Origin of the sequence: Paenibacillus sp. MMS18-CY102 (assembly GCF_009789195.1) — a bacterium.
Taxonomy (GTDB): domain Bacteria; phylum Bacillota; class Bacilli; order Paenibacillales; family Paenibacillaceae; genus Paenibacillus_T.
This window is the reverse complement of the sequence record NZ_WSTC01000007.1, coordinates 131,794-154,276: the sequence shown is the minus strand read 5'-3', so window position 1 is coordinate 154,276 and position 22,483 is coordinate 131,794. Positions and strand designations below refer to the sequence as shown.

The 22,483-nt window shown below is 53.5% G+C and carries 17 protein-coding genes and 1 CRISPR repeat array (1 of these 18 cut by a window edge); of the genes, 13 read left to right on the top strand and 4 right to left on the bottom strand.

The genetic code is table 11. The features are described 5' to 3' along the window. Positions 1-7 precede the first annotated feature (7 nt). The 10 genes from GON22_RS07240 (at position 8) to GON22_RS07195 (ending at position 13,640) form a co-directional block, all read left to right on the top strand. Positions 8-931, top strand: coding sequence for an ABC transporter permease subunit (locus tag GON22_RS07240; protein WP_160395439.1), 924 nt, complete (start codon positions 8-10; stop codon positions 929-931). A 48-nt stretch (positions 932-979) separates the two neighbouring features. Continuing rightward, positions 980-1,765, top strand: coding sequence for a carbohydrate ABC transporter permease (locus tag GON22_RS07235; protein WP_160395477.1), 786 nt, complete (start codon positions 980-982; stop codon positions 1,763-1,765). Positions 1,766-1,870: 105 nt separating this feature from the next. Then, a complete protein-coding gene (locus GON22_RS07230; RefSeq protein WP_160395438.1) occupies positions 1,871-3,223 on the top strand; it encodes an extracellular solute-binding protein in 1,353 nt (450 codons plus the stop codon). A gap of 100 nt (positions 3,224-3,323) precedes the next feature. Continuing rightward, positions 3,324-5,126, top strand: a complete 1,803-nt coding sequence (locus tag GON22_RS07225) for a cache domain-containing sensor histidine kinase (protein ID WP_160395437.1) — start codon at positions 3,324-3,326, stop codon at positions 5,124-5,126. After that, complete coding sequence (locus tag GON22_RS07220; protein WP_160395436.1) at positions 5,119-6,717, top strand: response regulator transcription factor; 1,599 nt, start codon at positions 5,119-5,121, stop codon at positions 6,715-6,717. The genes GON22_RS07225 and GON22_RS07220 overlap by 8 nt, the downstream gene beginning before the upstream one ends. Positions 6,718-6,754: 37 nt before the next feature. Continuing rightward, positions 6,755-9,058 (top strand): GH36-type glycosyl hydrolase domain-containing protein, encoded by a 2,304-nt coding sequence (locus GON22_RS07215; RefSeq protein ID WP_160395435.1) that lies wholly within the window; start codon positions 6,755-6,757, stop codon positions 9,056-9,058. Positions 9,059-9,272: 214 nt separating this feature from the next. After that, positions 9,273-10,049: an NUDIX domain-containing protein gene (locus tag GON22_RS07210; protein WP_160395434.1), complete on the top strand. Its 777-nt coding sequence runs from the start codon at positions 9,273-9,275 to the stop codon at positions 10,047-10,049. 78 nt (positions 10,050-10,127) lie between these two features. Continuing rightward, the gene (locus tag GON22_RS07205; protein ID WP_160395433.1) at positions 10,128-11,513 is read left to right on the top strand and encodes a nicotinamide phosphoribosyltransferase domain-containing protein; all 1,386 of its coding nucleotides are present in this window, start codon (positions 10,128-10,130) and stop codon (positions 11,511-11,513) included. Positions 11,514-11,544: 31 nt separating this feature from the next. Further along, on the top strand, positions 11,545-12,114 hold the full coding sequence (locus GON22_RS07200) for an adenylyltransferase/cytidyltransferase family protein (RefSeq protein WP_160395432.1): 570 nt from the start codon (positions 11,545-11,547) through the stop codon (positions 12,112-12,114). A 350-nt stretch (positions 12,115-12,464) separates the two neighbouring features. Continuing rightward, on the top strand, positions 12,465-13,640 hold the full coding sequence (locus tag GON22_RS07195) for an RDD family protein (RefSeq protein WP_160395431.1): 1,176 nt from the start codon (positions 12,465-12,467) through the stop codon (positions 13,638-13,640). A 100-nt stretch (positions 13,641-13,740) separates the two neighbouring features. On the opposite strand, the gene GON22_RS07190 is transcribed toward GON22_RS07195, so the two are convergent. From GON22_RS07190 to GON22_RS07175, 4 genes are all read right to left on the bottom strand, one after another. Beyond that, positions 13,741-16,845: a DEAD/DEAH box helicase gene (locus GON22_RS07190; protein WP_160395430.1), complete on the bottom strand. Its 3,105-nt coding sequence runs from the start codon at positions 16,843-16,845 to the stop codon at positions 13,741-13,743. Continuing rightward, positions 16,842-18,458: an SWIM zinc finger family protein gene (locus tag GON22_RS07185; protein WP_160395429.1), complete on the bottom strand. Its 1,617-nt coding sequence runs from the start codon at positions 18,456-18,458 to the stop codon at positions 16,842-16,844. Before GON22_RS07185 ends, GON22_RS07190 begins: the two co-directional genes overlap by 4 nt. A 179-nt stretch (positions 18,459-18,637) precedes the next feature. Beyond that, complete coding sequence (locus tag GON22_RS07180; RefSeq protein ID WP_160395428.1) at positions 18,638-19,258, bottom strand: M15 family metallopeptidase; 621 nt, start codon at positions 19,256-19,258, stop codon at positions 18,638-18,640. Positions 19,259-19,367: 109 nt separating this feature from the next. Continuing rightward, positions 19,368-20,141: a Cof-type HAD-IIB family hydrolase gene (locus GON22_RS07175; RefSeq protein WP_160395427.1), complete on the bottom strand. Its 774-nt coding sequence runs from the start codon at positions 20,139-20,141 to the stop codon at positions 19,368-19,370. A 348-nt stretch (positions 20,142-20,489) separates the two neighbouring features. Between GON22_RS07175 and GON22_RS07170 the strand changes: the two genes are divergently transcribed. The 3 genes from GON22_RS07170 to GON22_RS07160 all read left to right on the top strand — a co-directional run bounded on the left by GON22_RS07170 (position 20,490) and on the right by GON22_RS07160 (position 21,721). Then, positions 20,490-20,705 carry a hypothetical protein gene (locus GON22_RS07170; protein WP_160395426.1) on the top strand — a complete coding sequence of 72 codons (216 nt, stop codon included), beginning with the start codon at positions 20,490-20,492 and terminating at the stop codon, positions 20,703-20,705. A gap of 86 nt (positions 20,706-20,791) precedes the next feature. After that, the gene (locus GON22_RS07165) at positions 20,792-21,517 is read left to right on the top strand and encodes a hypothetical protein (RefSeq protein WP_160395425.1); all 726 of its coding nucleotides are present in this window, start codon (positions 20,792-20,794) and stop codon (positions 21,515-21,517) included. A 63-nt stretch (positions 21,518-21,580) separates the two neighbouring features. Next, positions 21,581-21,721 (top strand): DUF4023 family protein, encoded by a 141-nt coding sequence (locus GON22_RS07160; RefSeq protein WP_160395424.1) that lies wholly within the window; start codon positions 21,581-21,583, stop codon positions 21,719-21,721. A 259-nt stretch (positions 21,722-21,980) separates the two neighbouring features. Beyond that, positions 21,981-22,483: a CRISPR direct-repeat array (repeat unit 32 nt; unit sequence GTCACTCCCCGTGCGGGAGTGTGGATTGAAAC); it runs 263 nt beyond the window's last position.

Genomic DNA, 22,483 nt, shown 5'->3' with positions numbered 1-22,483 from the left:
TGCGAGCGTGGAGGCTGGTGTTGTAGTCGAAAAACCGCAGAAGGCAAGGCGGGCAAAGAACGGCCGGGAAGATCTGGCGGGATGGATATTCGTCGGCCCGATGCTGCTTGGAACATTGTTTATTACGTTGATTCCGATTATCGCTTCGGTGCTGATTAGCTTCACGGACTGGAGCTTTATAAGAGGCGTCGGAGACATCCGGTTTGTCGGGCTTGATAATTTTCAGAAGCTGTCGACCGACGAAACGTTTCTAACGTCGATGAAAAACAATTTTATTCTGATGCTCGCTATTCCGGTGGCGATGGCTGTCTCACTGCTGCTGGCGATTCTAATCAACGGCAAGGTGTACTTCAAGGATTTGTTCAAAATCATCTATTTCATGCCATACATTTCGAGCGTTGTTGGGGTAGCTGTCGTCTTTCAGGTGCTGTTTCACCCTTCGCTTGGTCCCATCAATCAATTTCTGACGATGCTCGGCGTGGATAATCCGCCAAAATGGCTGGCCGATATTCACTTCTCGTTGCCATCCGTCATGCTGATTCTAATCTGGGTCCAGATTGGCTTTAACATGATCATCTACATGGCTGGCTTGCAAAATATCCCGAAGGATCTGTACGAGGCGGCGAGCATTGACGGCGCGACGTCTTGGCAGCAATTCAAGCGCATTACGCTGCCGATGATCTCTTCAACGACATTCTTCCTGCTTGTAACGGGCGTCGTTTACTCGTTTAAAGTGTTCGACCTGATCGCTGTATTGACCAAAGGAGGACCGGCCAACTCCAGCTCGGTTATGGTTTATTACTTATACGAGGTGGCGTTTACAAGCTTGAAGACGGGCTACGCCTCAGCAATCGCAATGGTGCTGTTCGTATGCGTGCTCGCGATTACGCTCATTCAATGGCTCGGCCAACGCAAATGGGTCAACTACTAAGAGGAGGAGTCAAGCGTGAACATTTCTAAAATCATCCTAACGGCCGTTATGCTCGTATTCGGAATTCTCTTCTTCTTGCCGTTTATATGGATGATCAGCACCTCATTCAAATTCGAGCAGGATGTGTTCAAATATCCGATTGAATGGATCCCGAGCCGGTTCAATTTCGCCAATTACAAGGAAGTATGGAGTGGCGATTACCCGTTCTACCTGTATTATTGGAATACGATTAAAGTGACCGTACTGACGACCTTCACTTCGGTTCTCGTGTCCTGCATGGCCGCGTATGGTTTCACGAAAGTCCAGTTCCGCGGCCGCGAGGTGCTGTTCCTGGTCGTGCTGGCAACCTATATGGTGCCGTACCAGAGCATTATCGTGCCGCAGTTTCTGTTGATGAGAGAGCTGCAGCTGTTCGATACTCACTTGGGTTTAATTTTGCTAGGCAGCTTTAGCGTATTAGGCACGTTTATGCTTCGGCAGTTTTTCCTCGGCATTAACAAGGAATTCATGGAGGCGGCCAAAATTGACGGGGCTGGACATGCTAAAATCTTTCTAAATGTCGCGCTGCCGCTGATGCGGCCTGCCATTGCGACCTATGCGATTTTGCGGTTTATCTGGACCTGGAATGATTACCAAAACCCATTAATCTTCCTTCGGTCGGATCGCCTGTATACGTTGCAGCTTGCCATGAACAAGTTTTCTGATATCTACGGCCAGTTCTACTCGCTGACGATGGCAGCTGCCGTATCGGCCATCATCCCGCTGCTCATTATATTCTTGTTCGGCCAGAAGCAGGTTATTGAAGGCATCGCTTTAGGGGGCGTCAAAGGGTAAGTCATTTTTGTTTCAATTAAGTAAGAAAAGTAGATTATAACGCGTCCTGAAAAAAGGCAGAATTGAGAAGGGTCGAACGAATTCAAAACAAAAAGGGGAATGGACATGAGAAAATGGTTAGCGGTGTTAGTGGCGCTTGTTGTCGTCATCGCGGGTTGTTCTTCGAATGGCGGCGACAAAGGCGGCAAGGAGGCGGAACCGGCAAAATCAGGCGATACAGCAACAGCGGATAAGCCGGTTACGATCAATTTCCACAGCTGGCACATTCTTGAGAACGAGAACCTGAAGGGCACGATCGAGCAGTTTGAGAAAACGCATCCTGGCATCAAAATCAATTACGTGCCGCTCGTCGACAACGGCGACGCGACTGAGAGCATCAAGAAGCTGGACTTGCTAGTCTCCTCCGACGAGAATCTGGACATCGTCGTATTCCCGGATACGCCGAAATACAACCAGCATGCGGCCATGGGCATTCTCGCCCCGATGGACGGCCTGCTGAAGGAGCAGAGCATTTCGGTGAAGGATGATTACAAGATTGATCCCTCCTTCAATGGCCATGTGTATGCGCTTCCAGGAAAGTATGTCGAATATATGGTATTGTTGAACAAAAACCATCTCGATGAAGCAGGGCTGCCCGTTCCGACGGACTGGACATGGGACGATTTCATGGCATACGCGAAGAAGCTAACGAAGGGCGAAGGCGCAACGAAGCGTTACGGCGCTTACTTCCATACGTGGCCGGTCTTCTTCCAACAAGCGGTCGTTAACCAGCCGACGGACAATGGTTTCCTTAAGGCGGATGGCAGCTCGAACATGGACAACCCAGGCTTCGCGAAGTCTCTTCAAATTTTGAACCAAACGATGAACGTCGACAAATCGGCTTACTCGTATGCGGATGTAACGTCCCAAAAAATGCATTATCGCAACGTCTATTCGGGCCAAACGGCGAGCATGATTCCGATCGGCAACTGGATGATCGTCGAGGCGGGCGGCAACGACAAATTTGCATACGATCACACGACGGTGTTCGCTCCGTATCCGAAGAACAGCAAGGATGACCCGTCCGGCTATACGAGCGCAAGCGCGGATTACTACGGCATCGCGGCGAACTCGAAGCATAAGAAAGAAGCGTTTACGTTCCTTCGTTGGCTGACGACGGAAGGCATCGTGTACCAAGGCTCGCAATTCCCGTCCTGGACGAAAGCGGACATGAACCAAGTAGTCGAGAATATGCTGAAGTTTGCAAAGCGTCCGGAACTTATCGATAAAACATCGCTGATGTATGTCCTGAACCATTCCAAAGCGGGCGTGCCGAACGTACCGTCGTACCAATCCGAGCTGGAAAATGCGTTCATCAAGGAATCGGAAAAGTATTTGCTGGGTGCGCAGGATCTCGATACAACAATGAAATCGGCTAAAGAAACGATTCAGGGCATCATCGATGCGAATAAGCCCTAAACCGTCTTAATCGCCCATTAGCCATAATTCAGAGGAGAAGGCCTTTAGGTCTTCTCTTTTCTAACCTAACTTAACATAGCGCTCGGAAGGCGGAGTTATCATGATCATCAAGCGGCCCCTAATCAAACCTACCATTCGAACAAAGCTGGTGCTCGCGGCATTGGTATGCATTCTTGTGCCTATGCTGATTACGATGACCTCCTCCGAGCTATTGACCAAGGACATGCTGCGGAAAAATGCGGAGGAGAACGCTAGACAGTCACTTCGCATTGTGAACGAGTCCGTACGAACCATATTCAGCAATATGATGTACGTTGCGAATTTTATTCAATTCGACAGCGAGATGAGCACATTGCTGCGCGAAGAATTGCAAGACGATGGAAAGGCGCAAGCCTATGACCGGTATTTGCGGCAGATTCGCCTGATGCGAACGCTGGATACGCTGTCCTCCTCGGGCGAAAAGCTGTATATCAGCATACTGCTGCCCAACGGCAAAGCCTATAGCAATTACGCTGCCAGTAACGATAAATTGATTGCGATGCAAAGCGAGCCTTGGTTTGGCGGCGTACGGAGCGCACTGGCATCGACGCGGGCGTGGGTCGGCGTGCACGAGAACAGTATGGATAGCCGCTCGAAGTCGCGCTATTTAATTACAACCGTGCGTGCGCTCAAATTAACGACCTCTAGCCCTGCCGCTTACGTTGTCGTGAGCATGGAGGAAACCCGGCTTCACAAGGTGTGGGAGCAGAATGCCGCCGACCAGCAAATTATTTTGACCGACCGGGAAGGGAAGGTCGTCTCCCATCTCGATCCGTCTCAGATTGGCAAGCCCTCGAAAGCTTATGACGGCCAAGCCGATCCATCCGCCACATCACTCGTTCGCTTCGACCGGCAGGATTATCTGGTTACGCGGATGGATATGTCGTTCTATAACTGGAGCCTCACCAGCTTGATGCCGTACAAAGAGATCATCGGCAAATTTACCGACATCAGCCGGAACATTTTGCTTATGCTGATCTTCTTCTTCTCGTTCTTTCTCGTCGTGTTGATCTTGCTCATTCGCCAAGTGACGAAGCCAATCCATTACTTATCGAGCGTCGTTCGGAAAATTAACGGGGGCAATCTGGAGATCCGTTCCAACGTGCGGGGTATGGATGAAATCGGCGCGCTGGGCCGGGCAATCGACCATATGCTGGACCGGATCAAAGAGATGATTCAGAAGATCAAGCTGGAGCAACAGCTTAAACGCAAAGCTGAAATCGCTATGCTGCAAGCACAGATTAATCCGCATTTTCTGTTTAACATTCTCAACTCAATCCGGATGCGCGTTCTACTGAAGGGCGATGAAGAGAACGCGGGCATTATCGAGTCGCTCAGCACGGTGCTGCGGATGACGATCGACCGCAACAACGCGTTCGTTACGCTGCGGGAAGAGGCCGAGGTCGTGCGCCATTATTTGGAGCTGCTCAATTTCCGGCGCAGCCAGCCTATTCGCTTGCTGATCGAGCTTGCGCAGGAGACGCTGCTATGGGAAATTCCTCGGTTGATTATTCAGCCGCTTATCGAGAACGCTTGCCAGCACGGCATCAAGCAGAACAGCGGAACGATTACGATCGTATCGCGCATAGTGGAGGACAAGCTCATTATCGTCGTAACGGATGACGGGGAGGGCATGGACCAAGAGATGCTGGAAGCGCTGAGACGGCGGTTGGACGGGGTTATGCCGAATGTCCGCAAGAACGGCAATAAGCTGAACGGCATCGGCTTAATAAATGTCGCTGAACGCGTTCGCATCATATACGGCGACCGTTCGGGCATCGAAGTGAAGAGCCGTGCCGGCGCGGGAACCGAGATTACGATCACGATTGCGAATTTGGCGGAAGAGGCGATGGACGATGTTTAAGGCGATGCTGGTCGACGACGATGTGCCGGTGCTCAACTATTTGGCTAAGCGGGTAAATTGGAGTGATCTGGGACTCGATTTGACGGGAACATACGAGAAATCCAAGGAGGCGCTGGAGGCTGGGCTCGCGTCGATGCCGGACATTATGATCACGGATATCGGCATGCCGGAGATGAACGGGCTAGAGCTGGTCAAAGCGTTGAAGGCGAAGGCGCCGAACCTGAAGGTGATCGTCATCTCTTGCCATAATGAGTTCGAATACGCCAAACAAGCGCTGCAGCTAGGGGTCAAAGACTACTTGCTGAAGGAGACGCTGAGCGCCGGGGCGCTCAGCGAGATGCTTGAGGCGCTTGTGCAGGAACTGCAGTCACAGCGGACGATGGAGCAAGAGAACGAGCGGCTGAAACGGTTTGAAGGCCGCCACCGCTCCGTTATTAAAGAACGGCTGTTGCGGGAACTGTTGTATCAGCCGATCTGGGATTACCGCGCCTGGGCGCAGCAATGCGGCCAGCAGGGGCTGCATTTTATACAGGAGCCGGTTATTCCTGTTCTATGCCGGGTCGACCGGTGCGAGGAGACGATTCGCCAGCTGCGGTTGGACGATGAGACGTACAAGTTCGCATTCGACAATATCGCGTCCGAGTATTTGCGGGAGCAGGGCGTTGGCATGTTCATGCCGCTAGACAGCCATCGTGCGTTTCTGTTTTTTCCGGCTGCCGCTTCGATTCATGTTAATGCGTTCGATAAGGTGAAGGAGCAGCTGGCCGGCGTCCAGTCGGCAGTAAAGCGGCATTTGAAATCGTCAACGTCGTACTTTATCGGAGGCAAGCAGCCGCTTGCGCAATTGCGGAGCGGGGCTGCCGAGATGCTCTTGCATTTGGATCGGCATTTTTACGAGAAAGAAGGGTCTATTGGGCCGATCAGCAGAGAGCCGTTTGCGGAGGATGATGTTTTTCAGCATTACGCCGAGGCGGAGCAGGAGCTAAAGCGTTCCTTGGTGCAAGATAACATCGAGGAGCTGCAGGAGGTCGTTGCCAAGTGGCTCGCGTTCATCGCAAGCAAAAAATATCCACCGGCCCTCGTGAAAGAGTGGGTGCTCAAGCTAGTGCTGGATTTGCAAATGAAATTGCGATCCTTAAAGCATTTTATGTCCTCCTATTCCGACGAGGTCGTGCATAGCAAAGTTCTGCGCATGGAAACGATCTTTCATCTTGAGGAGTGGCTGCTTGTATATATTGAAAGGCTGACGGCCCCGATGGACCTTGGCCATGTGCAGGATTCGATTATAGTAAAGGCGCAAAACTACGTCGAACAGCATATGAACGAAAAAATTTCGACGGAAATGGCAGCCGCCTATTTGCACTTGAATCCTAGCTATTTTAGCCGCATCTACAAGCAAGGGACGAAGGAAGGGTTCATTAAGTATGTGACCCGGATGAAAATGCAGGAGGCGTGCAAGCTGCTCGATGCGACAAATTTGACGATTGAGGATATTTCCAGCCGGCTTGGTTATGAGCATAAAAGCTATTTTAACAAATGTTTTAAAACCGTGATGTGCGTATCCCCGGTGGAGTATCGCGGGCAGAAGTAAACGTTGTGCACTTATGGATAGACAGGGGAAGTGACGGATGGAGTTAGGCAGCTTTCAAGAAAACGGGTCGCAATACCGCATCGCAACGCCGCGCACGCCGGCCCGATGGTTCAATTATTTATTCAATGATTCCTATTATGTCGAGGTGTCGCAAACCGGCCAGGGCAAAAGCATGGTATTCCAGCCCAAGCATCGGACGTTTAATCGCGAGGGATATAAATATTTTTACTTGCGGGATGGCGACACTGGCGAGGTTTGGTGCCCGGCGTACCAGCCGCTCAAGACGCAGCCGGAGCAGTATGAATGTATTCATGCTTTGGGCTGGAGCGAGATTCGGTCCGTTCACAACGGCATTCGCGTATCGATCAAGGTGTTCGTGCCCGTGGACGAAATGTGCGAGGTGTGGCGCGTTACGGTCACGAACGAGACGGACAGCCGCCGCAGGCTTTCCCTATTCTCCGCCTTTGCACTGGAGAACGGCGGGGTGATGGGCAGCGTATGCGATTTCGATGCGAACGCACAAGTTCTGTCGAGTTATTCGTATCCTTATCATGTGTTCTATGAAGAGAAGGAGAAGTGCGATAACCATTCGAATCGGGTGTACTTATTCGCCGACCGTACGGTGGAGAGCTTCGAATGCAGCGAAAACCGTTTCTTCGGGGGCGATGACACTGGCGAGCTTCCGCCGCAAGTCGCAGCAGGAAAATGTTCGAACGGCAAAGCGGAAGGGGAAAATCCGATCGGCGTGCTGCAGCATGCGCTGAGCATCGCGCCCGGCGGCAGCGAAACGATCAATCTCGTTATGGGCTGCGCGCGGACGCCAGAGGAAGCGGCAGAGACGAGGGTTCGCTTGCTGGAGAGCGGCTTCGATGGGATGCTGGAGGCCATTGATCGCTACTGGAGCACCATTTCCAACACGTTCACGGTGGAGACGCCAGATAGCGATTTGAATGCGTTTATGAATTTTTGGCTGAAAAAGCAAATCGACCTGCAAACGCGCACCAATCGGATGTCCACCTACTGCCCAATCCGCAACCAGCTGCAGGATGCGATGGGCTTCTCAATGATCGATCTCGACGGCGCGCTCGCGGCGATGGAGGTGGTCCTGTCGGGGCAATCGCGCAGCGGATTTATCCAGCAATGGATTATGACAGATGGATCGCCGCCTTCGAAGCTATGCCTGTTGACGCATAAAGACGGTCCAGTTTGGCTGATCATCTGTTTCACGGCGCTGGTTAACCAATCGGGCCGCCCGGGACTGTTGGACCGGCAGGTCGGCTTTAAGGATGGCGGCGAGGCTTCGATTTATGAGCATCTGTTGATGGCTGTTGATTATATGGCGCAGGATACAGGAAGCCACGGCTTGTGCCGAATGGGAGACGGGGATTGGAATGACCCGATCAACGGTCCAGGCAGACGGGGCAAGGGCGAATCGGTGTGGAGCACGATGGCGCTCAAATACGCTATTCTTACGCTCCTGCCGCTATGCCGCTTGCGGGGAGACGAGGCTGCTGCTGTGCACTTGGCTGAAATCGCCGACAGGCTCGACCGTGCGGTCAACTTGGCGGCTTGGGATGGGGCGTGGTATTTGGCGGGATTCGATGACGAGGGCGAAGCGTTCGGAACAGCGAAGGATGCCGAAGGCCAGCTGTTCCTGAACACGCAGACGTGGGCGATTATGAGCCAGTGCGCAAGAGGGGAGCGGTTGGACCAATGCTTGGCGGCCATCGACAGCTTGGACACGCCAGCGGGGCCGCTGCTGCTAAAGCCGGCGTTCAGCGATTGGAATGCCAAGTGGGGCCGAATCAGCGTCAAGCTGGCGGGCACGACGGAGAACGGTTCAGTGTATTGCCATGCTTCGATGTTCAAAGCTTTTGCAGACTGCCAAGCGGGACGGGGCGGCCAGGCGTATGAGACGATCCGCAAGACGCTGCCGACCAATCCGGACAATCCGCCTGCGCGCAATCTGCAGGTTCCGATCTTCATTCCGAACTATTACTTCGGGCTGATCGAATCGCCGAACTTCGGAAAGTCGAGCCATCATAACCAAACGGGAACGGTCGGCTGGATGCTGTGGACCGTCATGGATTATGTGCTGGGTGTGCGGGCGACGGCAGAAGGCTTGGCCATTGCCCCTTGCATACCGGTGGAATGGCCCTTCTACAAAGTGACGAGAACGTTCGGGGGCGCCAACTACGTGATCAGCGTCTTTAATCCCGACCGCTTAGAGACGGGTGAGACGGATATGATCGTCAACGGAAGCGCGCATCGCGGTACGCTGCTGCCATGCGAACCGGGGGCGGCCTATCAGGTGGAGGTAACGCTGCGCAAACGGGGCTGATTGCCTTATAGGGTAACAAGTAGGAGCGCGGCAGCATTGGAGCGTGGGCATGGCTTGGCCTGGTCCCGCACGATGCTGCCGCGCTTCTTGGCGTGCTCCCGCTTTATTTGGCACAGGAAACCATGCGAAGACGAATGCTCAAAATATTTTATATAGTCGTATTGACAATATAGCGATGGAAGCATATACTAAGAAACAAGAAGGAGGTGCTCGGATGACACACGAAGCTCCAAAGTACCGGACGCCAGATGGGCTGCCGGTCGATATTGCAATATTCACCATTACCTCCCATGCGAAGCCTAGCAATTATAAAATGTTGGCGGATAGGCGCTTGGATGTGCTGCTCGTCAAGCGGAGTGCCTCATCAGAAGCGTACCCGGGTTATTGGGCGCTGCCGGGCGGATTCTCAGGCGAGGAAGAGACGCTGCTGGAAGCCGCGTATCGTGAATTGAAAGAAGAGACGAACGTCGACCGCGACGTTATGATCGAGCAGATTAAGACGGTGTACTACCCCGGCCGCGATCCGCGAGGCTGGATGCCATCGGTGCTCTACTGCGCACTGGTGAAGGAAGAGTACCTGCTGGATCTGGCAGCGGACACGGATGCCGACGAGGTTCGGCTGTTCCCAATCGAAGAAGCGCTTCAGCTGCAGCTTGCATTCGACCATAACGATTTGCTCCAAGATGCACTAACCTACGTGAGGGGCAAAATGATGGCGACGACGCTCGCCAAGCAGTTTTTGCCGGTTGAATTCACGATCCGTGAGCTGTACCAAGTCATTCAAACCGTCGTTCCGGCGTTCGAGGAGGACCTCCCGAACTTCAAGCGCAATCTGCTCACAACGAAGACGCGCCAAGGCCTTATCAAGGAAGCGCTCGATAAGGACGGCCAGCCGAAGGCGACAGACCGCAATTCCAATCGTCCAGCACAGCTCTACACTTATACCGATTACGAACCGAATATATCGATATACAACTCCGGGCTTTTCTAATGGGAAGGTTCGGAATCGCTTTTCAAAATTTATACGGTCGAAACGACTTATACTAGCAATATACTGGAGGAATTAACGATGATAAAATCGATCCGCAATAACCCATTGCTTCTGACGGACAGCTACAACCTTTCGCACCCGCGTTTGAAATGCAATATGGATTGGGAGGTTAGCCACCTTTATAACCGTAAGGAAGGCATGATTTTATACGGCTTCCGCGAGATCGTTGGAGACCTGTTATCGATCCAAATTACGGAGGCGCATGTAACGGAAGCAGAGCAGTGCGCGGCGATGCAGGGGCTTACATTTCCAAGCCAGCTGTTCCTTCGCATCGTTCGCGAATGCAACGGTTACGCGCCAATCGCGGTTGAGTCGCTGCCGGAGGGCACATGGTGCCCGGCGGGAACGCCTTTTGCCCAAGTGTTTAACACGGTAGAGGGATTCGGCGAGCTTGTTACATGGTGGGAAGGCATGTTCATGCATGCGTATTTCCCGAGCGGCTGCGCAACGGAGGCGTTCCACCTGCGCCGTTACCTGGACGCGAAGCAGGCGGAGCACGGCCATGATGAGTCGTTCCTATGGAGAATTCACAGCTTCGGGTTCCGGGGACACCGCAGCTTGGAGGATGCTTACTGGGCAGGGACGGCATGGAACCTGTCGCTGCAAGGGACGGATGATTTTCACACGACCCAGCATACGCCGCATGCGGTTATCGGCAGCATCGCAGCGCTTGCGCACAAGGTAACGCAGCAATTCGACGATGAGAAGCAATGCTTCCTGCGTGCAATCGATGAGACGGCAGCCGCCGGCGAGCGGATGGTCGCACTCGTCATTGATACGTATGATGCGAATCGCGTCATTCAGCAGTACTTGCCTGAGCTTGGCCTTCGTGCCCGCGAACGCGGCGTTCGGATTGTCCTTCGCCCAGACAGCGGCGATGTGCTGCAGCAAGCGATCGATATTTATGGGGTAGCGAGCAAGCACGGGCTGCTTGATGCCGTTGGTGTCATTATCGGCGAAGGCATGAATGCGGAGCAAGTGAAGCGTTATGACCTGCGGCTCGAGGCGGAAGGCGTGCCATTGCCGTTCGTGGCGTATGGGGTTGGATCGGGCTTCTATAACCATATTGACCGTGATACGTACGGTTGGGCGATGAAGACGGCTTACAGCAACGGCAAGGACCGGATGAAATTTTCGATGGTTCCGATCAAACGGAGCATTCCCGGCAAGGTGAAGCTGGTCCGTGTTGGCGGCGAGCTCGTCGTAGAAGCGGCGGATGAAACGGATCGCGATGGCGCATACGAGATGGTTTATCGCCATGATGGTATAGGTGAGCCTGCGCTGCTGGCTGCTGGGCCAGCGTTCTGGAACGAGGTGCAGCAGCAGGATGCCACGCAATTGAATATTCAACTGTCGGCGAAAATTCAGTTCAAAATCGACGCATTCGTTGTACAATATTTGTAATAAAGCTGGGCGATTAAGAGGAGGAATCACAATGGGGCAGCCGTTTCGCTTCGGATTTATATTAGGCCGGTTTCAGCCCGTGCATGCCGGGCATGAGCGAATGATCGATGTAGCGCTGGACGTATGCGAGCGGTTGCTCGTTGTGGTTGGCTCGGCACAGCTGAGCGGGACGGAGCGCAATCCGTTCCCTGCCGCCTATCGGATGGAGCTGCTTCGCGCAGTCTATGGCGATCGAATCCAGCTGATGGCGCTGAATGATTATACGCATGAGGGCGATCATAGCCATGCTTGGGGCAACTACCTGCTTGATGCGGTCGAGCGTTTCGGCCGGGGGCAGGATTGGCCAGAGCTGGATCTCATGGTCGCTGGCAGCGATGAGGAGCGGGACCATTGGTTCCCGGCGGAGCGATTGGCGCATGTTGGGCGGCTGGTCATTCCGCGCATGAAGCTGCCAATTAGCGCGACGAAGCTGCGTGAGGCGGTTATCGCGGGTGACGAAGCATTTTGGCAGGCGAATGCGAATCCGGCTATTCATAACGAATACGCCCATATTCGGGAGAAGCTTCTTTCACAATTCCATCACAAAAATAAGCAGGAATAACAGATATAGACAGCGAAATCTATCTGCCAGATAGAAAGCAAGGTGGTGGATAGGATGAGTACAGCTATACTTCCGGCTGTCGCCGCCATCATAATTGTTGGAGCGGCACTGGGCATCAGGAGTTTCATAATGAAGCAATTGCGCCGACGGAGAAGGTACTATTAAATGTCCAATATCGTATGCATGCGTATGTAGGCTTCCATTTAGTGGAGCAGGCATACGCTTTTTTTTGTGTGCGTGCACGCATGAGCGTGGAGATCGTTATATTAATCTAGTAAAATGCTGGATTTCGTGCTACGATCAACCCGCTATTTCTCATTAATTATAGATTGCGAGAGGGGAATTATCTTTTGGATCCCATACAACTGGGCAAAAACAACAATGATAAGCCTGGCACTTTTATGCTGAACTATGATTTACAAGCTGATCAAAATTTATCCAGCGTACCGCAAGGCGCTGAGGCGATCGTGCGCTCTTATGATAGTGCGTCTGTCTTCTTCAGGCGTTGGGCGGCCGTCTTCATCGATAGCTTTCTGATCTGCCTAATATTGTTTGGATTGCTAATGTGGAGCATAGATTTATCTCCGAAGGAGGACAGCCCGTGGCAAATATTCGCCCCATTCATGTGGGTAGGCAGTTATTTGCTTCTGGGCCCGATTTATTATTGGCTGCTAGAAACATTCTTCGGCATGACGGTGGGCAAATGGGCGATGCGCATCCGGGTCGTGAATGCGAACGGGCAATTGCCAGGAATAGGCCAAGCTGCGATTCGAAATTTATTGCGCATCTTGGAGTTCTGCCCGCTTATGTTGAACGGCATTATCGCAGGCATTCTGGTGCTCGCACACCAGAAGAGGCAACGGCTCGGTGACATGGCGGCGAAAACATTCGTCTTAAAGGTGCGCCACTTGGAACCATTGGAGCGGAATAGGTTAGTAGGCATGCGCGTGACCCATATCACGATCATCGTGTTAGCGCTCGCTAGTTTAATTGGGGGAATAAGTTTTGTTGTGAAGGGAATTACAGCGGACCAGATACTAGAGACGAAGGACGGCCGCTACGCATTGACGGTGCCAGGAGGTTGGACTGCTGACGATACGACGGATAGCGAACTCGTAGCCAGCAGTTGGTCATCCGGTTATAACATTATTGTAGGTTCAGTGGATTCAGGCATGCCTGATGGCGAGTTGTCGTTAGGGGATTATCAAATGGCTATGCGATACTCGCTGCCCGCAGCGCTAGATGCCGAGTTGGGGGATGAGGAATCGGAGCAAATCAGCCTCAATGGCATGGAAGCTTATCGCTTTGAGATGAATGGCTATGATGATGAGGGACAGGTACAAGCCTATTCGGTTACGGTAACGGGCGACGAGGGCAACTATTATTACATCGTTGCTTGGCTATCCGAGGAGGGGCAAGTAGGGGAGAACTATCGCAGCTTCCGGGATCGGCATAGCAGCAAACTGGATAAGCTGGAACGTATTGTGGGCACATTTAAACCAGTCGACGGAAGCGTGGCGATTTAAGGATTGCAGGGTAAGCGTCAGGCCGATAACTATAAAAAAGGAGCAATCGCCACTCATAAGAGAGGGGATGCTCCTTTTTTGGCATGCCTGCTTAGCATCGTTACCCGTTCCAATCACGCCGCAGCGTAAACAGCTCCTTCAGCTCGTTCGTAGACAACTCCGTTATCCAGCCTTCTGAGCTTGTAATGACGTTATCGCTGAGCTGCTGCTTGCTCTCTAGCATCTCGTCAATTTTCTCCTCTAGCGTGCCGAGCGCAATGAACTTGTGCACCTGGACATCACGGGTCTGGCCCATGCGATACGCACGGTCTGTCGCCTGGTTCTCCACGGCAGGGTTCCACCACCGGTCAAAATGGAACACATGGTTCGCAGCGGTCAGGTTTAAGCCGACACCGCCTGCCTTGATCGATAGAATGAACACATTCGGCTGCTCCTCGGCGGACAGCGTTTGGGATTGGAATTGCTCAATCATTTGGTCACGCGCCGTCTTGGACGTGCTGCCGTTCAGATAGAGCACCCGTTCCTGCAATTGATGCTGCAGCACCTGCTGCAACATATTCCCCATGCCGATGTATTGGGTGAAAATAAGGCAGCGGTCGCCTTCCTCCCGCAGCTCCTTCACCATCGCAAGCAAGCGTTCCAGCTTGGATGAACGCGAGATGACCATCTCGGCTGCGTCGGAGCTTTCAGGGTTGCTCTCGATTGCCGGGGCCACGGCTGCACCTACAATAGAAGCGGGCAGCTCTGGCATCGGTTCCTTCGTCAGCAGCATCGGATGGTCGCACAGCTGCTTAAGCTGCGTGAGGGCGGACAGGATGGCCCCTTTGCGCTCGATGCCTTCGAGCATTTTCATTTTCTCCATTAATGCATTAACAGTCTGGTCATACAGCGCGCCCTGTTCGGCGGTTAGATGCACGTACGTTTTCATTTCATTTTTGTCCGGCAGATCGAGCTGAATGTTCGGGTCTTTCTTCTTGCGCCGCAGCATGAAGGGCTTCACAAGCCGTTGCAGGTCTTGCGTACGCTGCTCGTCGCGTTCCTTCTCAATCGCATTGGCGAACCGCTGTTGGAAGCCATTCGAGCTGCCTAGATAGCCCGGGTTAATAAAATCGTAGATCGACCAAAGCTCGGACAGCCGATTCTCAATTGGTGTACCGGTCAGCGCAATCCGGTGATCGGCGGAGAAGCTGCGAATCGCGGCCGACTGTTTTGTTTGCGCGTTTTTGATGTTTTGCGCTTCATCTAAGCAAATCGCAGACCAGTTGTAGCCCTGCAGCATTTCTTGGTCGAGCGTCGCAGTCGAGTAGGAGGTCAGAATAACGTCCGCTTGGCTCGCTTGCTCATAGAAAGCTTCGCCGCTTCCGCGCTTGCTGCCATAGTGCAGCATAACGCCAAGCGAAGGGCCAAAGCGGCTTAGTTCCTTCTGCCAGTTGCCGAGTACGGAGGTCGGGCAGATGACGAGCGCCGGCATTCGTCCGGGGGATGATGAAGCGGCCGAAGGCATGGCGGTGCCTATCGTCCCGGCGGATGCAACATCCACGGTGGAATCTGCGGCGGTGTTCCCGGCTTGCTGGCCGTCTGCCGTCTCCTTCACATGCAGCAAGTAAGCGATGAGCTGTACGGTCTTGCCAAGGCCCATATCGTCGGCGAGGCAGGCGCCTAGCCCGAACTGGCGCAGGAAAGCCAGCCAAGCGAAGCCTTCCCGCTGATAGGTGCGAAGCTCTGCGCGAAGCCCGGCAGGCGGGTCAAGCGGCGGCCAGTCGGACTGCTGCCCAAGTTGGTTGATCAAACCGATGAGATGCGAGTTTAATTCAACCTCAAGCTTAATTCGCTCTTCCCGTGAAGCTTTCTCTTCCGGCGAAACAGCACCCGTGGCTGGATCGTCCTGCCCCGCGCCTAGCAGATGCAGCTGGAGCACATCTTGGAAGGTCAGCCCTTGCGACTGGTCCATCCCGTCCATTGCGCGCCGGATTTGCGCGAGCAGATGGGGGTCTAGCGAGATCCATTGGCCGCGGAACCGGACGAGCCGTTCGTTGCGTGCGGCTAGCTCCATGAATTCGGCTTCGGATAAGTCGGTGTCGCCAATGGCAATGCGCCAATCGAAGTTGACGATGGCGTTCAAGCCGAACAGCGATTGGGCAGCGCCCCGTGCGCCTGCTTCGGCGCGAACCTTGGCGCGCAGCCGCGGTTTCTTCCGGCTGGCGGCTTCCCACCACGCGGGGAGGAGCACTTGCCAGCCAGCCTCCAGCAGGCGCTGGCTATCCACGGTCAAGAATTGCCAAGCGGCGCCATCGCTCATTGGTCCGCTCAGGCAATTGTCGCGGCTGCCCATGAAGCGCTCCTGCGGCAAGCAGGCGCGCAGCCGATCAAGCCAGCCGGCAGAGCGCTCGTGGACGACTGGCGACCATGCTGCTGGCCACGAGCCGAACGCTTCGCCATCGGATGCCAATCGAATAGGCACGAGCAGCGTAGGGTCTTGCTTGTCCTGCAGCACAACTTTCATGCGCCAGTCAGGATCGGTCTCATCTGGCTCCAGCAATTGCAGCAGTGGGCGGAAAGGAGCTTCGTCCGCTTTCCAGCCTGTTGCGATAAGCCACGACGGCTCGTCAAGCCCATTAGCTGCGGCTTGGTCTGCGGCGCCGAACAATAACGGAAACTCACGTTTTAGGTCCGCCGCTGCTGCTTCATCGGCATAATGCCGCTCATAGACAGCCGCAGAAAATGCAGCTTGAAGCCCTTCGGCATAGCTGTATTGCGGTGCTGCCAATCGAGCGAGCAAAGCCTGCTCCTCGCCGCTAAGCGCTTCCTCGTCCCATGTCCATTGCAGCGGCTTGCCCGCCTTCAGCGCGGCAAAGCTCGGCTTGAATCGCCGCTGCTCAATGCAATCGGCGAGCAGCGGCGCAAGCTCCACGATCCGCGAAGCATCGCCTTCCCAAACCCACTCGACATGCGACAGCAAGCGCTGCTCGGCGAAGAAAGGAATGACCTGTTCCGCAGGAAGCACGGTGAGTTCGACATCTTGAATCGTTTTGGCTGCAAGCTCGGTGCCATAGAAGGAAGCTTCATGCAAGGCGAACAGCCGCTGCTTGATGAACAGCCCTGACACCATGTAAGAGTCGTTCTCCAACTTGCCGTAAATGAGCGCGTCCCCGTAGCCGGTCAGGCTGATTTGAATATGGATCGTTTCTACAAAATATTGCTTCATCCTAGCAGCTTTCCTTTCCGAAGCTCCTCTTGCAAGGCGCGCAGCCGGCTGTGCCGGTCGGCGAATGCTGTAATGAATTGCTCCCAGCGCGTCTCCTGCTTCAGTTTCTTATATAATTTCGCAAGGCGCTTCATCAGCTTGACCGCTGATTTGTAGCCGTCGCGATTTTTTTGCAGGACATAACGTTCGGCCGCTTGATGATAGAAGGGCAGCAGCGCCTCAGGCGCGTTCTTCTCAATTGGCTGCAGGACAGCCACGCGATACGAAAGCGGATCTTCGCCCATGCTTATTTGGTAATCAATCCATTGCTGCCACTTCCCGCGGGCGAGCATCGCTTCCTCGTAGATCGCTTTGGAGGAGGGGAGCATGCCGATCAACGTCCGCCACATGGCAGGCTCTGCTTCGGGGTTTTGCTCAATGACCGCTTCCCAATGGGCTACATAGGCAGGCAGTTCGCGGCTGCGATGGGTGCTCAGCAAATCGCCAATCGCTTCGAGCCAACGCTGCATGCGCGAACCGTTCTGCTCCTCTGGCGACAAATCTTGCAGGAAGCCCATCAGGTCATGCGGGCGCATGGTGGACGCTTTGTTCGCTTCGCGCAGAAGCGCCAGCGCTTCCTCGTCTTGGGCGAGATAGAAGTGCATCCAGCTCTTCGCCAATTGGCCGGGAAGCCGGGAGCGGGCTGCGTCGGCGGTTGCTTCAGCTTCTTGCAGCTGCTCCAGCTCGTTGAGATAGCGCTGGCGCTCGTTGGAAGCGGGCTTCAGCCAAGTCGCCCATAGCATCAGGTATATGTTCAGAAAAGCGCGCGTGCTGCCGGGCTCGCTTAGCATCTGCTTGCGGACATAGGCGAGCGTGTCTGCCAGGCGCTGCTGAATATCGGGATTGGCCCTAGCTGTGTTAACGGGCGCGGCATTCAGTTGTTCCGAGATTGCCCGTGCTAATGCAGGGATCGTCTCCTGCGATTGATAGCCAGAAGTATAATAGCCGGCAGTCTGCCATTGCTGGTGGCTCGTTGTGAGCAGCTTCTCTAGAGCAAACAGCTGCGCATGCACCTCGAATAGCGCCTCTTGTTCAGGCGGAAGCGAGGGCTTGATGCGTGCAATTGCGGCGAGCACCGCTTGCGGGTTCGCCGCGCTGCGCGCTTCGGGGAGCAGCTTCACGCATTGCTCGAACAATGCGTGCCACTCGGCAATCGGTTGCTCGGCAAGCAGCTTCGCTTGCTGCTGAAGCTGTTCTAGCGGGCCCGTGCGGGAGGAGTGGTTCAGCTGCGAGAGATCGGCGGCTGACTTGGCGTTCACAACCGAAGCGACGGGACGGCCGTGCTGATGCACATATTGAAGCAGCGTGGCGGCGATATGCTTGCAATTGTTGCCAACGGGGCATTCGCAGCGGCTCGAAGCGATCGCTTCCGGATTCAGTTTGACGTTATATAACTCCGTTCCGGATACCAATGCGATGACGAGCTTCTCGTGCAGCTCGGTGTACGATTGCACGCGTTTCTGCTTGTAATATTGAAAGCCGCGCGACAGCGTCACATCGCTGAAGGTTTTGGCGGCATTCACTAATAAGTTGTGCCAACTGTTATCGTCTAGCGTAGGGGATGACGGATTCATCGTTCATTTTCTCCTAAGCGGTCATAGATTGAATATCTTATTTCTATTATACATTATGGCGGGCCAATAAAGCGATCAAGCGTTCGTATGAATGAGGGGGTGCTGGATAAAAAAATAAGCTTGCGAAAAGCTCGGCAAGGAGCGCATTCGCAAGCTTATTTTCTTGTTGGCTGGCGTTTCTACTCGGCGTCCTCAAGCGTCATAGCGCTCAGGTCTGCGCCGCGTTGCAGCTCGCGAATGCTGTAGCCGAACGTCATTTGCAGATGGGGGTAATCTGGGAAGTTGGACCAGTCTCCGCCCCATTCAAAATGCAATGATTTGGCAATTGCAACGACCTCCTGCCAGTCGGATTTTCCGTTGCCGTTCAGGTCGGCGTTCATCTCCCAGCTCGCGCTGCCGTCATCCTTAAGGAGAGCGAAATCCACTGCAAGCCCGAAGTTATGGTACGATTGGCCGCCTTTGGCCTTCGTTACGATCGACCCTTCATCGGAGCGGCCTTTGCGATAGAGTGCGTCTTGTTCAGCTGCGCTTCGAAACCCATCCGTAATCAGGATGCGGATGCCTTGCTGCTGCGTGAGCCGAACAAGTTCATCCGCTTGCTTGCGCACGATCGGGTGGAGCTGGGCGGTCTCGATTTGAAGCTGCTTCGGCTTAGTCATGTCTAACAGCTGCCTGTCGATGATGACAGCGGCAATAATGACGATTAACGTCAGCAGCAAATAGAGCATGAGGCGGCGCCGACGGCGGCTTTTTTTCACGGACAGTCGGGCAGGCGTATGCGGCATGGTGTTATATTGCACGAGTGAAGCTCCTTCCTATACGAAAAAAACAACGCGGAACGGCAAAAAGCGGCGATTCGGTCGCCGCTCTGCCGCAGGCCAGCCGCCCTGTAGGTGGACCGTCCTATTCTTAGATCAGGCCAGCGTGCTTCAGCCCTTGGCGAATGCCGCCTTCATCGACATGCGCGGTCACGTAATCCGCATGCGGAATCAGCTCTGGATGCGAGTTGCCCATCGCGATGCCAAGGCCAACAGCCGCCAGCATTTCCTTGTCGTTGAGGCCATCGCCGAATGCAGCAGCTTCCTCGACTGCGATGCCTAGATGCTGGAGCATTGCTTCGATGCCAAGCGCTTTGGAGCCGCCCTCCGGCAGCACGTCCATGGCTGTTTTGTGCCAACGAACGAGGCGCAAGCCCGGGAGCGATTCCGCATAAAGCTCCTCCTCATGCGCTTCGCAATGGAGGAACGCTTGATAGATATTCGTCTTTTGCCAGTATTCCGGATCATGTCCAGGCAGATCTACTTTCAACGAGTTGACCGACGACAGCATATGCGGATGCGAATCCGTGTCTGCGAAGTACGTTTCGCCGCCTTCAAATACGAGCGGATGGCCATGTTGCCCGGCTTGTGCTACAAGTGCTTCCAAGCGCTCACGCGGAATTGGGCGCTCGAACAGCACGCGGCCTTGGTGGACGACATATGCGCCGTTTAAGCTAACGTACGAGTTAATGCCGAGCTCCTCGGCGATCGATTTGAAGAAGTAAGGGGCACGGCCCGTCGCAATGACGACCTCGACGTCCGTCTTGCTCAGCTCGCGAAGCGCTTCGATCGTGTCCCGTGGAAGTTGTTTCTCTTCGTTTACCAGCGTACCGTCAATGTCGAAAAATACAATTTTATAACCCATCATTGTCGCTCCTATCCTATCCCTCACGGGTCTCTAGTAGATTGCGTTGATTACCGCCTATCATACTATGGACCGGCTGTGTGCGTCGAGGGTAAGAGGGGATAGAAGATAATAGAAGCAGGGGGCTTGTATAGCCCATGAATGATTGCGTCATAGATGAAACGAGTGAGCTTTGAATAAAGATTTTAAAATTAATGATTTGAACAGAAATATCGTTGATTACCTAAAGAAATGCTAAATAATGATTGTTTTCGACTTGATTCGACAAACATAAATTGGATTATCGTATAGTATGGGCTTATTCAATTTGTTCATACAATATTTGGGTGTTTAATGGAGGGTTTGAGTATGGGGAAATTGTCTCTTATTTTGGTGACTCTTGTTGCAGTGCCTATATTTATGATTACGTTATTTGTATTTTTATTGACGCTTCCGGGTGAAGGAGGAGGCTTGCTATCGTTAGGTGACGCAGACACGGCAATGTTGACAGGAATCTGCCTAGCCGTTGAGGTGGTACTCTATTATCTTATCGTAAGAGTTTATCTAGCGAACAAGCGAGAATAAAATTCTGCTCCCTGCTTAGCGTAGCGCAACTTTAGTATCAGCATCCACGTCGAGGAAGAAACAGGTTTTTAGGGGGCTGGGTGTCGATGATAAAGAGAGGGTTTGCAGGTGCTTTGCTGGCTTTCTTGCTTGGGTTAATGGTTCTTGTAACTCCGGCGTATGCGCTGAACTTCGCGATGGTGCCGCTGCCGGAGCTGGCAGATGAGGCGGACGTTATTGTCGTCGGGGTTCCGGAACATAAAGAGGAAACGAAGCATGGGAAAGATCGGTATGACGTTGTGATTCAACAGGTTGTAAAAGGCAATGTGGATGAAGGTGACGAGATCGGCGTTTTGCTGTTGCCGTTTGGTGACGAAGGCGTGATGGAGTTGGATGAACGTTATGTGCTCTTGTTGGATAAACGGGATGGCGACTATCACGTTGCGGGCGTGCATCAAGGCTTTATTCGGCTGGAGGAGGATGGTTCGTTCTACTCGCGTTATTATGCGGCCAGTGATGTTAAGGAATGGATGGAATCAGTCGGCGTGCTTGATGAGTTGACGCCCCAGCGCCCGAATGTTGTCACCGATGTCGGGAGGGATTTTGGCAGTGATGCGGGGTGGGAACCGGATCAGGATCGGCATGGGCATAAACATGGGCGTATGCATGATGATTATCATCGAGGCGTTTCGGGGGACCGTGATGACGGGCATGAGGACGGCCATCTGGATAAGCAAATGCGGTTTATCGTAACCGCCGTTAGCATGGGAGCAGGCTTGTTGTTGGTAGCTGGCATCGTTGGGTTTGCTGGCTCACGCCGCCGGCGAGATTAAGGTGAATAAGGGAGCGCCCCAGGGGACAGTCTATGATTGGACTAGTAAAGGAGGCGAACGACTATGAGCTTTAACAATCTAGACACGGGGCAGTTTGTACAAAAGGTGAACGAGCAGCAAAATAAGCAGCGTTTGAACAAAAACCGGGGCAAAGGCTCGCCGGAGGCGGCGTTGCAGACGAAACAGCATTCGACGAATAAGTAGGAATGTTTAAGGAAAATCAAAGGTGTAACAGCTCTCCAAGGTGAGAGCTGTTTTTTGTTGTTTGTAATTCCAAATAATTGGTATACTGATGTTGCGAACCTGAAGCTCACATGATTTCCCTAGGAGGTTCGCGCAGCCCGCTGTTAATGGGTTTGCGGGGATTGGATTGGAAATCGATGAACTTTTGAAGAGGTTATTTTCGAGGTTCGCGAAATGTACCCTGAAAACCTTGATTTAATAGGGGGTTGGAGAGGGTGCTGTCACTCCCCGTGCGGGAGTGTGGATTGAAACCGCTAAAGGATGATAACGAAGGGAGGCTAAAAAGTCACTCCCCGTGCGGGAGTGTGGATTGAAACGTCGGGTATTGGGGATCGGTCGCATATCCCGCGACGTCACTCCCCGTGCGGGAGTGTGGATTGAAACCTATCTTCGTCGCAATCTTTATGCTAACTAAAAAGTCACTCCCCGTGCGGGAGTGTGGATTGAAACCACAACGTCCGGGTTTTGTTTTACCTGGGCGTCCCGTCACTCCCCGTGCGGGAGTGTGGATTGAAACGCCTCTTGTTTGGTATTCGATAGGTACAGTTGTTGTCACTCCCCGTGCGGGAGTGTGGATTGAAACCATCCGCTTTCCAATCCCGCCTGTGCCAATGTTACGGTCACTCCCCGTGCGGGAGTGTGGATTGAAACCATCAACCGCTGTTACTGTAATAACGAACCATCCGAGTCACTCCCCGTGCGGGAGTGTGGATTGAAACGATC